Below are 15,229 nucleotides of genomic sequence, written 5' to 3'. Positions count from 1 at the left end.
GCGCAACCGACTTCGGCGCTCTGGGATTTGACATGGACCACGCACAGATTCTCGCCCTGATCGCCGCACTGTCAGGGACGCCGCAGGCGGACCCGTTCGCGCCGCTGCGGACCGCGGCCGCCCGGCCGGAGGCCGTGGTCAGCATCGAGGCCTGCCCGCGCCCGCTGCCCGACCAGGAGATCGAGGGCGTCAGCCTGATCTGCGGCCGGGTCAAGGTGCCGGAGGAGCGCGCGCGGTCGGGCGGCAAGGTCATCCCGCTGGCCTTCGCCGTGCTCAAGGCGACCTCGCGGTTTCCGGAACCGGACCCGGTCGTCTACCTGCAGGGCGGCCCCGGCGGCAGCGCGCTGACGCAAATCCCCCTGATCGAGCGCTTGTTTCGGCCCTGGCGCGACCGGCGCGACATCGTCATGTTCGATCAGCGCTCGGCCGGGATATCCGGCCTGTCGGCCAGTTGCGCCGACATGCTTTCGAGCAATGCCTATGAGATCGTGCGCCCGGAGGCCGGCACGACCCTGCCGGCCCTGGCCAAGGCATGCGTCGCCGAACTCGAAAGGCTCGGCGTGCCGCTGCCGGTCTACAACACCACGCAGAATGCGCTCGACGTGCCGCTGGTGGTCAAGGCGCTCGGCTACGGCGACTACAATCTCTACGGCATCTCCTACGGCACCAAGCTGGCCCTGGAGGTGATGCGCGTCGCCCCGCAGGGGCTCCGCTCGGTGATCATCGATGGGGTCGCCCCGTCCTGGGTCAATCTCTACAACGCGCTGGCGCTCAAGAACGACGAGGCCGTCCAGCACCTCGTCGATCAATGCGCGGCCGACAAGGCCTGCAACGACGCCTACCCGGATCTCGGCCGCATCTTCAACGAAACGCTCGACAAGGCCGCCAAGGGCGACATCGTCTTTCAGGGGCAGAAGGTGCCGGTCGAAGTCGTCGCGGCGCCGATCATCACGCGCAACGGAAAATACAACTCCGCGCCGATCACCCGCTTCATCCCGGCCTATATCTACGAACTCTGGCGCGGCAAGGAGATGCCGACGGTGGAACTGCTCACCGCCGCGAAGTTCGATACGCCGAGGGCAGACGATGCCGCCGTCCTCAAGGCCGCGGGCGCGCTCGATGCCGGCCAGCAGGGCCTGATCCAGCAGATCCTCGACAACACCGCGATCGCGGCGCGGGCCGAAATGGGCTCGGCCCGGGCGGTCGCCGCGCTGCGCGATGCCAATGAAAGCACGCGTGCCTTCGGCCCGCTGGTGCACCTGTTCGACCAGGAACTGTCCGGCGCGCTGCGCGAGGTCATTCGCGCCGACAGGAGCAAGGCCCGCAGTGTCCTGGCAGACTATACGGCCATGCAGAACGCCAGGCCCGGTAAGGATGTCCTGCAGGGCTTTGTCGAAAGACACACCGATGGCGCCGCCAGGGCCCGGCTCTCGAACCTGATCGCGGGCATGAGCGAGAAGGAACTGCAGGGCTCCTTCACCGTCATCCGGCGCGACAGTCTCAAGACATTCACCCCGTTCTTCTACGAATTCTTCCTCGACGTCTATGCCTGCCAGGAGGACATCCCGTTCTCCAGCCTCGAGGGATATCGGGCCGCGGCCACCAGACTGAGATACCCGCAGATCGGCCCGCTGAGCGATCCGCTCGCCAAGGGCTTCTTCGAGGCCTGCGCCCAGTTCAAGCCGCAACCGCGCGACAATTGGCATATCCCGGTGCAGTCCGCGGTCCCGACGCTCTCCTTCGGCAGCCTGTTCGACATCCAGACCCCCGCGAGCTGGGCGAAGGCGGCGACCGAAAAGCTGTCGAACGCGCAAGTCTTCATGATCCCCGAGGCCGGGCACGGCGCGCTGATCTATCAGCCCTGCGTCGGCGAGATGGGCGTGGCATTCGTCGACAACCCGAAGCGCAAATTCGACAATTCCTGTGCCGAGAGCATCCGGGTCGATTGGCATGTCGCCCCCTGGGTCGGCCGGCCCAAGCCCTGACGGGCCGGCGACGCCAGCGACGCCGAAGAGCCGCCGGGGGCTCCCGGTTTCCCGAACGGCGTGGCAACGGTGCCGGAACCCGTGACCTTGCCGCCAAGCCTGCCCCTCCACGGCATCGGCTCCGTCCGGACCCGGCGGAGGCCAAGCCCGGCGGATCGTTCGGAGACCCGGGACCGCCGACGCCGGCGCGGCCGGACCGCGGAACCGCCGGCGGACCTCAGAAATTGAGATAGCGAACGTCCGCACCATCCATGTAGGTGCCGACATCGGCGGGCGTCGTCGGGGCGACGCCCTCGATCAGGCCGGCCGCGCTGACGCCCGGCGTGTTGGCGAGGTAGAGCGGGCAGATCTGAACCTGCGCGCCGGCCTGGATGACGCCTCGCAGCATCTGCTGCGGGGTGAGGCCGGCGGGCTGCAAGGCCGGCCCCGCATAGGTCGGGAAGGCCAGGTCGCCGCCGGCTCCGCACAACACCATGCGCACCGGCGTCTGGCGGCCGAGGGCCTCGCGCGTCAGCAGCATCGCCATGGCTTGGACCATCGGATTGGACGAGGTCACGAGGACCAGAAGGCGCGGCTTGGTCTGCGCCGAGGCCGGCGCGCCGGAGGCGAACAATCCGGCCAAAGCCAAGGCGATCAACAGCGAACGTCTGAGCATGTCCTGTCTCCAAATGATGATCGGGATCACTCACGCGGGCGGCGGCGCGGGTTCCGAGCCGCTGAAGAGCCGCCAATGCCAAGCGCCGGCGTGCCTCTGGAAGATGCCCACCAGCCGGTAGGGCGTCGGCACGTCGCGGTCGGGATGGATCACATGCAGGAGCCCCTCCGCGGTCACCCAGGCGATGTCGCCCTCGATCGTGACGTGACGGTCCTGCCAGGCGAAGGCGAGACCATAGGGCCGGGCGAAGAGGCCCCCGAACAAGGCCAAAAGCTCCTCGCGGCTGCCGGCGCGCTCGCCCGCCTCCGAACCGAACAGGGTGACGCCAAGCCGGTTCGACAGCGCGTCCACGATGCCGAGATCCCGGCTTGCGAGCAGCCGCCCGAACTCGTCGAGCCGCGCGAGAATTCGGTCTTCGTCGGTCATGCTGACGGGAGCTCCCTTCTATTGCCGGACGATGGCCTGTCGTCCGCCGCGCAGGACGAACTTCTGCACCTTGCCGGTCGCGGTCTTGGGGAGTTGGTCGACGAAGCTGACCCATTGCGGCGTCTTGAAATGGGCAAGCGTCTCGCGGACATACTGCTTGAGCTCGTCCTCCGTCGCGCTAACGCCCTCGCGCAGGACGACGAAGGCGTGCGGCGATTCCCCCCAGCGCTCGTGCGGCATGCCGACCACGGCCACTTCCAGAACCGCCGGATGGCGCAGGAGGCAGCCCTCGATCTCGACCGACGAGATGTTCTCGCCGCCGCTGATGATCACATCCTTGAAGCGGTCGCGGATCTCGAGATAGCCGTCGGCATGCAGGACGGCCGCATCGCCCGTGTGGAACCAGCCGTCGCGAATGGCGGCGGCGGTGGCCTCCGGGTCGTTGTAGTACCCCTTCATCACGGCGTTGCCGCGCACGACGATCTCGCCGAGCGTGAGACCGTCGCGGGGCACCTCGGCGCCGTCCGCGGTCACGACGTGAAGCGCACCGGAACTGACCAGTTCCACGCCCTGGCGCGCCTTGATGACGGCGCAGGCCTGCGGAGGCAGCGCCCGGTGCTCCGGGAGGGGCTCGCAGAAGGCGATGAACGGCGAGGTCTCGGTGGCGCCGTAGACGTGGGTGAGCTCCCAGCCCAACTTGCGTTCCACGAGCTCGATCGTGGCGGCCGCCGGCGGGGCGCCGGCCGTGAACAGGCGCACGCCGCGCGGCGCATCGGCCGTCACGGCGTCGGGCGCGTTGGCCACGCCGATCAGCACGGTCGGCGCGGCGCAGAACATGGTGATGCGCTCGTCCTTGATCAGCCTGAAGATGGCGCGCGGCTCGACCTGGCGCAGGCAGACATGGGCCATGCCGCGCGCCGTGTTGATCCAGGTGAACGTCCAGCCGTTGGCATGGAACATCGGCAGCGTCCACAGATACCGGTCGGCCGGCGAAAGGGGATGATGGGCGAGCACCCCCATCACGTTCAGATAGGCGTTGCGATGCGTGATCATCACGCCCTTCGGCCGCGCCGTGGTCCCGCTAGTGTAGTTGATCGTCAGAAGATCGCCTTCTTCGATCGGCACCGGGGCGTAGTCCGGCCCCTCGGCCGCGAGCGCCGCCTCATAGTCGATCCATCCCGCGCGCGCGCCTTCAAGCGCCACGAAGGCGCGCAGGCCCGGCAGCCGGCTGCGGATGCCGTCGATGGCGTCGAGATGGTCCGCATGGGCGCACAGCACCGTCGCGCCGCAATGGTTGAGGATATATTCGAAATCGTCGGACGTGAGACGGTAGTTGATCGGCACGAGTACGGCGCCGATCTGCGGAACGGCATAGTATCCCTCAAGATGCGCATGGGTATTGGGTGCGATATAGGCGACCCGATCGCCCTTTCTCACGCCCATTGCCTGCAAGGCCGCCGACCAGCGGTCGCAGCGATCGAGAAAGGCCGCGTAGGTGAAGCGTCGCGCGCCGTCGACCACCGCCTCGCGGGCGGAATAGAGCCGCCGCGCGCGGCGTGCAAAATCAAGCGGCGTAAGCGGAATCTCCATAGTCCTGACTGCCGCTCCCAAAGGCGCCCATCACATGGCTGGCCCGCATCGCCGTCCGCCGACGCGCCCGACGGCGGCGGACGCAGGATGCCGGTCCATCGGTTCCAACCCTTTGATTTTTCTTTTTTATGAGATGCAGCAAACTTTACCGCGCTGCGGAACTTGCAGTCGACGGAGAAAATTGCGTCTATCGGCTGACATAACACGCGTGCCATCATCCGAGGGGGGACGGTCGCATGCCGGACGCGACGCTCAGCTTTGCCACGCCCGACACGATCCTTCGCCATCCAAGCTTTCCGATCGCGCGCACCGTCTATATCGACGCCGTGATGGCGCTCTATGAAGAAAATTCCGCCCTACTCGAGCTTATGCGCGATGGCGGACGCATTTTCGTCTACGGCATTCTCATGGCGCTCTGGGGCCGCTACCGGGAGGACGTGCCCGAGACCTGGCCGACGATCGGGCGACTGAAGGAAGCGGTCGGCCAATTCGGCGTCGCAAGCCCGCGCCATATCGACCTGATCATCGCCCGGTTCGTCCAGGTCGGCCACCTGCGCATCGTTCCGGCGCCGAGCGATCTGCGAATTCGCATCGTCTTGCCGACGCAGGGGCTGATCGAACACGACCGGGCGTTCATCAGGGCCCACTACTTGCCGCTCGCCGCGCTTTTCGGTCCCGACCGATACGCGCTGCCGCTCGCCGGCGATCTCGGCTTCCTCAAGGCCGCGCGCTCGGCCTGGCTGGCGACCCTCGGCGCCATGGCCGCCGACACCATCCTGGCCAACCGCCAGGTGCTGCGATTCTACACGGCCTCCGGCGGCATCCTGATGCTGATGAAGTTGGTTCGACTGCATGACCATTCCGACGACGGAGGCATCGCCGTCAGCTTCACCGATTTCGGTCGACGCTTCGGCGTCTCGCGCACCCATGTCCGCACGCTGTTCAAGGCCGTGGCGGCGGATGGCGATATCGTGATCGACACCCGCGGCGTCGTCCGCCTCATGCCCGACCTGCGCGCCGCCCTCGACCGCAACATCGCCGAGCGGATGTCGCTGCTCGACCGCTCGCACGCCGCGGCGACGGCAAACGCCGAGGGGCCGGCGCGCCCCTGAGCGGGGCGACCGGACGAGCCGCCGGCCCTTGCGGCAGGGATCACCTTTGCGTCAGCCGTTCCACGCTGTAGCCGCGCGCGGCGAGAAGGGTCTGCAATCGATCGGGACCGACGAGGTGCAGGCTGCCGACGATGACGACATGTTCGCCGCTGCCCAGCATCATCATCTCGAACTGATCGAGCCAGCGGCGGTTGCGGTCGGCGATCAGGCCGCGATAGAGCGCCTCGCTCGCCGCCCGCATCTCGGCAATGCCGGCCGCTTCGATGGCCGGCTCGTCGCCCGACTTCCAGGCCGCGAGCAGGCGGCGATATTGCGGAGCGGGCGAGTCCAGATCGGCCAGCGTGACGCTGAGCAGCGCCGCCGCCTCGGTCGCCTCCAGGCCGGCGAAGATCTCGAGCGTGGTCTCCGCCGCCTCCAGCCCCGAAACCGACGCGCCGCGCGCTTCGGCCAGACCCACGATCTCGCGTTCGATGCCACCCGCCACGTAGCCGTCGCGCCGGGCCGCCGCCTCGACCAGCAGCATCGCCGCCGCCCAGGGACGAAGGCCGGCCAGCCGGTCCGGGCGGAGGCCGAGGCGGCCGGCGATCCGGTTCAGGCGCTCCCGCTCCGGCCCGGCCAGCCGGTCCAACAGGCCGCGCGTCGGATCGCCGCCGGCGGCGATCATCTCGGCTTCGAGATCCGCAGGGTTTGCCGCCGGTTCGGCCTCCAGCCAGACCGACCGGGAGCGCGCCAGGATGTCGTCGAAGAGAGCGCTCCGCCAGACCACATCCCGTCCGCCGAGATGGGTCGTGCCGAACAGATAGATGGACGTGTCGCCGTCGCCGATGCGCCAGAGATCGGGAGCCGCCGCGACCGGTTGCGCGAGCGCAATCGCGACCGCCAGCGCCGCACCGATCCACCGAAGACGCCCGACCAGACGCCTGACTGAACGCCAGACCGAACGCCCGGGCCAACGCCGTCCGACCGTGCCGATCGCCATCCTCGCCCCTCGCTCCTGTCGCCGGTCAGGAAAGCCCCTGCGGCAGGCCCGGTCAAGTCCGCGACATCGCACCGGTCGTCCGGCGATCCATCCGCCCGGCCGGGCGGATCCAGGCGCCCGGTCGGTGCGACAAATCACCCCTTCGCGCCGCCGGAGGCGCTGCCGCAGCGCAATAGAACCTCGCGCCCCACCCTGCGCCGGCAAGCGTCGGATGCCGGTCGGACCACCGTCACCCACGCTGGAAATGGCGCAGTTCCGCCGGACCCGGGAGGCGGCACGGACGGCGGCACGACCGCCGACGGTCGAAAGGCTTGTGCTGCGGTGCACCGCGATCCGGACCGCTGCCGCCGGCCGGCAGTCCGATTGCCACTTCTTCCCGACCCAGTCTGGCACTTCAGCCAAAGACAATCCGACTCCGCACTTTCTAGTATCCGCCTGCCTGATGCTTCCGAACACGTCTCGTCGGAAGTTCTTATGAGAACTTCATAAGGGTGTGAGACGTATGGCTCCAAATCAAAACTAAAGTGGAGCTTGTAATCAGTGGCTGGTCGCATGCCGCGCCGACATTTTGTCGGACGACGGCGCATGTCGACTGGAGAGGAACCCGAAGGAGCGGAACATGAAGCGATATCTGCTTTCGGTGTCCGTGGCCGCCTTGGCTGCGACGGTCACGATGGCCGCAACGACCCCGTCTCTCGCCAACGACAAGCTCATCGAGCTGTCGAACAAGGACGAGAACTGGGTCATGCCCGGCAAGAACTACAGTTCGAACAACTTCTCGCGCATGAACCAGATCAATGCGGAGAATGTGAAGAACCTGAAGCCGGCCTGGTCCTTCTCGACCGGCGTCCTCAGCGGCCACGAGGGCACGCCGCTGGTCGTCGACGGCACCATGTATGTGCACACCTCCTTCCCGAACATCACCTTCGCGCTCGACCTCGACGAGCCCGGCAAGGTGAAGTGGATGCACAAGCCGAAGCAGAACTCCGCCGCCCGCGCGGTCGCCTGCTGCGACGTGGTCAACCGCGGCAACGCCTACTGGCCCGGCGACGGCACCGTCGGCCCCTACATTCTGAAGACCCAGCTCGACGGCCATGTCGTGGCGCTCAACGTCAAGACCGGCGAGGAGGTCTGGAAGATCGAGAATTCCGACATCCGCGTCGGCTCGACCCTGACCATCGCCCCCTATGTGGTGAAGGACCTGGTGATCATCGGTTCCTCGGGCGCCGAACTCGGCGTGCGCGGCTACGTCACCGCCTATGACGTGAAGACCGGCGAGCAGAAGTGGCGCTCCTTCGCCACCGGTCCGGACCAGGATCTGAACCTCGCCGACGACTTCAACATCAAGAACCCGCATTACGGCCAGAAGGGCCTCGGCCAGTCGACCTGGGAAGGCGATGCCTGGAAGATCGGCGGCGGCACCAACTGGGGCTGGTACGCCTACGACAACGACACCAACATGATCTACTTCGGCACCGGCAATCCGGCGCCGTGGAACGAGACCATGCGTCCCGGCGACAACAAGTGGACGATGACCATCTTCGGCCGCGATGTCGACACCGGCAAGGCGCGCTTCGGCTACCAGAAGACCCCGCACGACGAATGGGACTATGCCGGCGTCAACGTCATGATGCTCTCCGAGCAGAAGGACAAGTCCGGCAAGATGCGCAAGCTTCTGACCCATCCGGACCGCAACGGCATCGTCTATACGCTCGACCGCGAAAACGGCGACCTGGTCTCGGCCGACAAGCTGGACGACACGGTCAACTGGGTGAAGCAGGTCGACCTGAAGTCCGGTCTGCCGCAGCGCGATCCGGAATTCGGCACGCGCATGGACCACAAGGGCCGCGACATCTGCCCCTCGGCCATGGGCTATCACAACCAGGGCCATGACAGCTACGATCCCGAGAAGCAGCTGTTCTTCATGGGCATCAACCACATCTGCATGGACTGGGAGCCCTTCATGCTCCCGTACCGCGCCGGACAGTTCTTCGTCGGCGCCACCCTGTGGATGTATCCGGGCCCGAAGGGCGACCGCCAGAACTATCTCGGCCTCGGCCAGATCAAGGCCTACAACTCGATCACCGGCAAGTATGCCTGGGAGGCGATGGAGAAGTTCTCGGTCTGGGGCGGCACCATGTCGACCGCCGGCAACCTGGTCTTCTACGGAACGCTGGACGGGTTCATCAAGGCCCGCGACACGCGCACCGGCGAGTTGAAGTGGAAGCACCGCCTGCCGTCCGGCGTCATCGGCCATCCGATGACCTTCAGCCACAAGGGCGTGCAGTATGTCGCCATCTACTACGGTGTCGGCGGCTGGCCGGGCGTCGGCCTGGTGTTCGACCTGAACGACCCGACCGCCGGTCTCGGCTCGGTCGGCGCCTTCAAGAACCTGCAGCACTACACCCAGATGGGCGGCGGCGTGACGGTGTTCTCGCTCGACGGCAAGAACCCCTACGACGATGTCCGGGTCGGCGAATACGCGGCCAAGTGACGTGACCGGGATCGTCCGCGTGTCTCCCCGTGGCGCGCGGACGGCTCCCTCCGCAATCTCTCAAACATCGATGGATGGCTAGTCATGCACGACCGCCCCGCTTCGCTGGCGCTCGCCGTCGCGACCCTGTTCCTGTCGACCGGTCTCGCCGTCGCCGAGACCGAGACCGCCGCCCCCGCGGCCGATCCCGGCAGCTTGCGGATCTGCGCGAGCGAGACCGAGGCGCCCTTCTCGATGAAGGATGCCAAAGGCTTCGAGAACCGGCTCGCCGAAATCGTCGCCAAGGCGATGGACCGCAAGCCCGTCTTCGTCTGGACGCCGAAGCCGGCCGTCTATCTCGTGCGCGATTTCCTGGACAAGAAGCTGTGCGACCTCGTCGCCGGTGTCGACACGGGCGACACGCGCGTCCTGACCTCGAAGCCGCTCTACCGATCCGGCTACGTCTTCATCTCCAAGACCGATCGTCCGATCCGCTCCTGGAAGGACGAGGCGATCAAGGGCATGTCGCGCTTCGCGGTCGGCTTCGGCTCGCCGGCCGAGACCATGCTGCGCTCGAACGGGAAATGGGAAGACAACGCCGCCTACCTGTTCTCGCTGGTCAACTTCAAGTCCTCGCGCAACCAGTATACCCGACTCGACCCCGCCCGCATCGTCGCCGAAGTCGCCGACGGTCATGCCGAGCTCGGCGTCGCCTTCTCGCCCGAGGTCGCCCGCTATCTGAAGTCTACTTCGGTGCCGCTGCAGGTGACCATGATCCCGGACGACAATGTCCGCGGCGACGGCCTGCCCATCCCGCATCATTTCGACCAGTCCTTCGGCGTCCGGCTCGGCGACGCGGCCCTGCTCAAGGCCGTCGATGCGGCCATCGTCAAGGCCCGGGCCGAGATCGACCAGGTGCTTGCCGACGAAGGCGTCCTCACCCTTCCGAGCGGCTCCTGACCGCATTCCCGCTCCGGACCCGTTCAAGAAGAAGTAGACCGCCCGATGAAGACTGCCACGACGTCCCTGATCGGCGCCGCGTTCGTCGCCCTCGCCGTGCTCGCCGTGGGTGCGGCGCGTGCCGCGCTGGATCTCCGGCACACGATCACCGGCGAAGTCCTGAACCTCGACGAAGCCCTGCCCGACGGGCGGGATACGCCCGGGGTGAAGAGCTTCCTGGAGACCGGCCGCAACCCCTATACCGAGAATCCCGAGATCCTGGCCAAGGCCGAACCGCTGTTCCTGTCGGCCTGCTCCGGCTGCCACGGTCACTACGGGGAAGGCAAGATCGGGCCGGGGCTCGCCGACAACTACTGGACCTATCCGAAGAACGCGACCGACCAGGGTCTGTTCGAGACGATGTTCGGCGGTGCCAACGGCCAGATGGGGCCGCAGGTCTTCAACCTGACGCTCGATGAGATGCTCGTCGTCATGGCTTGGGTCCGGCATCTCTACAACGGCCCGATCGAGGACGCGGTCTGGCTGACGGACGAGCAGAAGAAGACCTTCAAACCCTACAAGCCGCCACATTGACGGCTGCGCGGCCCGAGGCCGCCATCGAGTTCGCGCCGGGCCCGCCCGGCGACGAAGACCGGCCCGCGCGACGCCCGTCCCACGGCCGGCACATGAAGCGGAAACCGCACATCACGGAGGAACCCCATGGTGGACATCGCGTCGATCGGCCGCGTCGCGGCCCTGTCTCTCTTCGCCGGCCTGCTCGCCGTCTCGGCGATCCCGGCGACCGCCTATGACGGCACCAAGTGCAAGGCGCCGGGCAATTGCTGGGAACCGAAGCCGGGCTATCCGGACCAGGTCGCCGGCAGCAAGTACGACCCCAAGCACGACCCCAAGGAACTGAACAAGCAGTCGGAATCCCTGGCCGCCATGGCGGACCGGAATGCCAAGCGCGTCGCCCATTTCAAGAAGACCGGCAAGTGGGAATACGACGTCGCCAAGATTCCGAACTGACGACATCGCGACCTGACGACCGGGCGGAGCGTCGGCCGAGAAGGCCCGTCGCTCCGTCCCGTCCGACGCGGCCGGCGGACCCTCTCCCGTCCCGTCCGGCCGCACCGCCTCCGTCCGCCTCAGACAGGGACTGCCGAGAGATGACCCTTGCGCAAGCCGGCCTCGCCGCCGATGCCCTGCTGTCCGACTGGCGCGGCCGGGCCGAAGCGTTCCAGGCGGCCGTCAACGAAGCGGTGGTCGGCCAGGAACGGATCGTCCGACTGCTGACGATCGCCCTCTTCGCCCGCGGCCACGTCCTGCTCGAAGGCGATGTCGGGGTCGGCAAGACGACGCTGTTGCGCTCGGTCGCGCGCGCGCTCGGCGGCCGCTACGAACGCATCGAGGGCACGGTCGACTTGATGCCCGGCGACCTCGTCTACCACAGCTTCCTCGACGAGGACGGCCGGCCGCGCGTCGAGCCCGGGCCGCTGCTGCAGGCGGGTGAAGACCTCGCCGTGTTCTTTTTCAACGAGATCAACCGGGCGCGGCCGCAGGTCCATGCCCTGCTGCTGCGCGTCATGGCCGAGCGCACGCTGAATGCCTTCCGGCGCGACTGGTCCTTCCCCGACCTGACCATCTTTGCCGATCGCAACCGGATCGAACGGGAGGAGACCTTCGAACTCCCGGCCGCCGCCCGTGATCGGTTCCTGATGGAACTGACGGTCGAGACGCCGACCGATGCCGAGACCCGGCGCCGCCTGCTGTTCGATCCGGTCTTCCACGACACCGATGCTCTGGTCGCTTCCGTGCCGGCGGCCGTGCTCGATCATACCCAGCTCGCCACGGTCGCGGCGGCCATCCAGCGCGGCGTGCGCGGATCGGCGGCGATCGAACGCTACGTGCTGGCGCTGTGGGATGCGGTCCGGTTTCCGGCCGATGCGGGGCTGGCGGTCGAGGGAGTCGACATCGGCCGCGCGGTCGCGGCGGGGGCGAGCCCGCGCGGCATGAGCTATCTGGTCCGGGCCGCCCGCGTCCGCGCCTGGCTGGAGGGCCGGGCGATGCTTCTGCCCGAGGACATCCGCGCGGTCTTCGCGCCCGTCGTCGCCCACCGCATCTTTCTGGCGCCGGCCTACGAACCGCGCCGCGACCGGATCGTCCCGGCGCTGTGTCGGGCGCTGTTCGAGCGGATCCCGGCGCCATGACCGATGCCTCGCTCCCTGCCGCCGGGGTCGACGAAGACGACCTGATCGCCTTCGCCTATGCGCTCGGCTGGCGCGCGGCGGGGTCCGCCGCCGGCGCGCACCGCAGCGGCACCGTCGGCGGCGGTTCGGATTTTCACGATTTCACGGCCTACGAACGCGCGCCGGACGGCCGGCGGATCGACCCGCGGGCGACCGCACGGGACCCGTTCGGGCGTCTGCAGGTGCGTCGCTACAAGACGCGCAACCGCATCGGCGTCGAGATGATCGTCGATGCCAGCGGATCGATGGGATTTCGGGGCGATGTCTGGAAGCCGGCGCTCGCCGGACGGCTCGCCGCCGCCGTGGCCCTTGCCGCACGCCACAACGGCGACCGCTTCGGGCTGACCGTCGCCCGGGGGGGAGACGCGCAGGTTCTGCACGCGCCGGGCCCGGCCCCGGCCGCCGCAGCGATCGACGCCGCAGTTGCCGGGACGGTGCCGTCCGGGCGGGGGACGGCCGGGCTCGAAGCTGCCGCAGCCGCGCTGCCGCCGCGCCGCCGCCTGGTCTTCCTGGTGTCCGACTTCCGCTTCCCGCGCCTTGCGCTCGACGAACTCGCCGACCGGCTCGCGATCCACGATGTGGTGCCGGTCGAACTGGCCGACCCGGCCGAAGCCCGCTGGCCGCGGTGGGGGCTCGGCGACGTGGCCGATCTGGAGACCGGTGCCCGGCGCATGGTGCTGTTCCGTCCCGCGCTGGCGCGCCGGCTGTCGGCCGCCGAGACCGATCGCCGGGCAGGGCTCGGCGCCCGCTTCTCCGAATTGGGCCGGCGGCCGTTCCGGGTCGAAGGCCGGCTCGACCTCGCCGCCCTCGCGGCCCATCTCCTGGAGGTCTAGATGGTCGGCCGCAAACCCGTCGTTTCCGCCGCCGCGGCGGTTCTGGCCCTGGCCGGGTCGGGCATCGGTGCCGAAGCCCAGATCGTCGACGTCTCGATCGCCTCCGAACGCACGGTCGGCTACCTGATCGGCGATCTGATCCGCCATCGGGTCGAGATCGTCGCCGAGGGCGACTGGTCGCTGGCCCCCGCCACCCTGCCGAAGACCGGCCGGCGGACCTACTGGCTCGAACTGGGCGGGCTCGCATCCGGCCAGCGTCGCGAAGGCGGGCGCACGATCGTCACGCTCGATCTCGTCTACCAGACCTTCTACGCACCGCTGGAGGCGCGTCAGCAGACCATTCCGGGTTTCGCGGTCACGCTCGCGGCGCCGGACGGGCGGACGGTCGGCGCCGCCGTGCCGGCCTGGCGCTTCGGCGTGTCGCCCCTGCGCGAGCTCGCCGCCGGTGGCGTGTCCGGTCAGGCCGGCGGCGGGGTCGACATCCTGCCGGCCGAGCCGCCCCGGCCCGTCCCGACGCGAAACGCCGCCGTGCGGGCGGTCGCTGCGGCCGGCTTGGCGGCGCTCGCCGGACTGGCGCTGGCCCACCATCACGCGGTCTTCCCCTTCGCCGCCCGGCGGGGGCGGCCCTTCGCGGCGGTCCGGCGCGCGCTGCGGCGCCTGCCGACCGGACACCACCGGGACGCGCTGACGCTGCTGCATCGGGCCTTCGACCGCGCAGCGGGGCGTCGGCTCTTCGCCGAGGATATCGAGGCGTTTCTGGCCGAACACCCGGTCTACGCGGCCGAACGCAGTGGCATCGCCGTCTTCTTCGCGGCCTCCGTCGCCGCCTTCTACGCCGATGCGCCGGCGGACGCGGAAGCGCTGATGCCTGCGGCCGACATCGGCCGGCTGGCGGACCGGTTGGCTGCAGCGGAGAGGAGGGGCGCGTGATCGACATCCTCGGCTTCTCCTGCCGGCTTCCGCTCGTCCTCCTGCTGCTGCCTCTCGCCCTCTTGCCGCTTTTCGTCGCGCCGCGCCGGGCCGACGGCATTCCGGCACTCGACGCGATCCCGGCGGATCCGGTGTCGCGCGCGGTCGATCGGGGATTGCGGATCGCCGGCGCGGTGGCCATGGCGGCGCTCGTTCTGGCCGGCGCCGGTCTGCAGCGCAGCGCCGGCGAGATCGAGCGCATCGGTCGTGGCGGCCACATCGCGCTGCTGATCGACCGCTCGGGCAGCATGAACGACAGTTTCGCCGGACGGACGCCGCAGGGCTCCGAGGAGGCGAAGGCGGCCACGGCCCGTCGGCTGATCGATGCCTTCGTCGTCAAGCGCGCGCGCGATCGCATCGGCATGATCGGTTTTTCCACCTCGCCCATGCTGCTGATGCCGATGACCGACCGGACGGCCGCCGTCAGGGCCGCGATCGCGGCGATCGACCGGCCGGGCCTCGCCTATACGGATGTCGGCCGGGGCCTCGCCCGGGCGCTGGACATGCTCGACGAGGATCCCGGCGAGGCGGCGCGCTCGATCCTGCTCGTCTCCGACGGCGCGGCGGTGATCGACCGCAAGGTCCAGGCCGATCTGCGCGACGCCTTCTCCCGGCGACGCGTCAACCTCTACTGGCTCTACCTGCGCACCGCCGGCAGCCGCGGCATCTTCGCGCCGCCGCCGCCCGACATGGAGGACAATCCGCAAGTTCTGCCGGAACGTCACTTGAACCTGTTCCTGGCCAGCCTCCGCCAGCCCTATCGCGCCTTCGAGGCCGAAAGCCCGGAGGCGGTGGCCGCGGCGATCGCCGAAATCGACAAGCTCGAAGTCGCCGAGATGCGCTATCGCGAACGCATCCCGGCGGTCGATCTGGTGCCCGCCGCGCTCGGCATCGCGCTCGGCGCGCTCGCCCTGCTCCTGGCGGCGCGGCTCATGGAGGTGCGCGTCGGCGGGAGCCGCAAGATGGGGGCTGCGCCATGATCGGTTCCGCCTCTGCGTCCCCCCCGGCGCCCGGTCGGC

The 15,229-nt window shown here is 68.6% G+C and carries 14 protein-coding genes; 10 read left to right on the top strand and 4 right to left on the bottom strand.

Annotated features, from left to right (window positions below; translation table 11 throughout):
- Positions 1 to 32 precede the first annotated feature (32 nt).
- The gene (locus ABB55_RS18575) at positions 33 to 1,985 is read left to right on the top strand and encodes an alpha/beta hydrolase (RefSeq protein ID WP_054360133.1); all 1,953 of its coding nucleotides are present in this window, start codon (positions 33 to 35) and stop codon (positions 1,983 to 1,985) included.
- Between the two features lie 217 nt (positions 1,986 to 2,202).
- Here ABB55_RS18575 and ABB55_RS18570 read toward each other — a convergent pair whose 3' ends face one another.
- The 3 genes from ABB55_RS18570 to ABB55_RS18560 are packed head-to-tail and all read right to left on the bottom strand — an operon-like array spanning position 2,203 to position 4,656.
- Entirely contained in the window at positions 2,203 to 2,640 is a 438-nt protein-coding gene (locus ABB55_RS18570) for a hypothetical protein (RefSeq protein ID WP_054360132.1), read from the bottom strand.
- Between the two features lie 30 nt (positions 2,641 to 2,670).
- Positions 2,671 to 3,066, bottom strand: coding sequence for a nuclear transport factor 2 family protein (locus ABB55_RS18565; RefSeq protein WP_054360131.1), 396 nt, complete (start codon positions 3,064 to 3,066; stop codon positions 2,671 to 2,673).
- A gap of 18 nt (positions 3,067 to 3,084) precedes the next feature.
- On the bottom strand, positions 3,085 to 4,656 hold the full coding sequence (locus ABB55_RS18560; RefSeq protein WP_054360130.1) for a long-chain-fatty-acid--CoA ligase: 1,572 nt from the start codon (positions 4,654 to 4,656) through the stop codon (positions 3,085 to 3,087).
- Positions 4,657 to 4,892: 236 nt separating this feature from the next.
- Between ABB55_RS18560 and ABB55_RS18555 the strand changes: the two genes are divergently transcribed.
- Entirely contained in the window at positions 4,893 to 5,768 is an 876-nt protein-coding gene (locus ABB55_RS18555) for a hypothetical protein (RefSeq protein ID WP_054360129.1), read from the top strand.
- Between the two features lie 40 nt (positions 5,769 to 5,808).
- On the opposite strand, the gene ABB55_RS18550 is transcribed toward ABB55_RS18555, so the two are convergent.
- On the bottom strand, positions 5,809 to 6,747 hold the full coding sequence (locus ABB55_RS18550; protein WP_054360128.1) for a TraB/GumN family protein: 939 nt from the start codon (positions 6,745 to 6,747) through the stop codon (positions 5,809 to 5,811).
- 619 nt (positions 6,748 to 7,366) lie between these two features.
- On the opposite strand from ABB55_RS18550, the gene ABB55_RS18545 reads away from it, so the two are divergent.
- The 8 genes from ABB55_RS18545 (at position 7,367) to ABB55_RS18510 (ending at position 15,190) form a co-directional block, all read left to right on the top strand.
- On the top strand, positions 7,367 to 9,241 hold the full coding sequence (locus ABB55_RS18545; protein WP_054360127.1) for a methanol/ethanol family PQQ-dependent dehydrogenase: 1,875 nt from the start codon (positions 7,367 to 7,369) through the stop codon (positions 9,239 to 9,241).
- Positions 9,242 to 9,325: 84 nt separating this feature from the next.
- Positions 9,326 to 10,180, top strand: coding sequence for a methanol oxidation system protein MoxJ (gene moxJ / locus ABB55_RS18540; protein WP_054360126.1), 855 nt, complete (start codon positions 9,326 to 9,328; stop codon positions 10,178 to 10,180).
- 45 nt (positions 10,181 to 10,225) lie between these two features.
- Positions 10,226 to 10,753: a cytochrome c(L), periplasmic gene (gene moxG / locus ABB55_RS18535; RefSeq protein WP_054360125.1), complete on the top strand. Its 528-nt coding sequence runs from the start codon at positions 10,226 to 10,228 to the stop codon at positions 10,751 to 10,753.
- Between the two features lie 126 nt (positions 10,754 to 10,879).
- Positions 10,880 to 11,188, top strand: a complete 309-nt coding sequence (locus ABB55_RS18530; protein ID WP_054360124.1) for a methanol dehydrogenase [cytochrome c] subunit — start codon at positions 10,880 to 10,882, stop codon at positions 11,186 to 11,188.
- Between the two features lie 140 nt (positions 11,189 to 11,328).
- Positions 11,329 to 12,369 (top strand): AAA family ATPase, encoded by a 1,041-nt coding sequence (locus ABB55_RS18525; protein WP_054360123.1) that lies wholly within the window; start codon positions 11,329 to 11,331, stop codon positions 12,367 to 12,369.
- On the top strand, positions 12,366 to 13,241 hold the full coding sequence (locus ABB55_RS18520) for a DUF58 domain-containing protein (RefSeq protein ID WP_054360122.1): 876 nt from the start codon (positions 12,366 to 12,368) through the stop codon (positions 13,239 to 13,241). Before ABB55_RS18525 ends, ABB55_RS18520 begins: the two co-directional genes overlap by 4 nt.
- Positions 13,242 to 14,171: a hypothetical protein gene (locus tag ABB55_RS18515; RefSeq protein WP_054360121.1), complete on the top strand. Its 930-nt coding sequence runs from the start codon at positions 13,242 to 13,244 to the stop codon at positions 14,169 to 14,171.
- Complete coding sequence (locus ABB55_RS18510) at positions 14,168 to 15,190, top strand: vWA domain-containing protein (protein ID WP_054360120.1); 1,023 nt, start codon at positions 14,168 to 14,170, stop codon at positions 15,188 to 15,190. The genes ABB55_RS18515 and ABB55_RS18510 overlap by 4 nt, the downstream gene beginning before the upstream one ends.
- Positions 15,191 to 15,229: the final 39 nt, after the last annotated feature.

The organism is Prosthecodimorpha hirschii (assembly GCF_001305515.1).
Classification (GTDB): domain Bacteria; phylum Pseudomonadota; class Alphaproteobacteria; order Rhizobiales; family Ancalomicrobiaceae; genus Prosthecodimorpha; species Prosthecodimorpha hirschii.
This window is presented reverse-complemented; position numbering and strand designations above follow the sequence as displayed.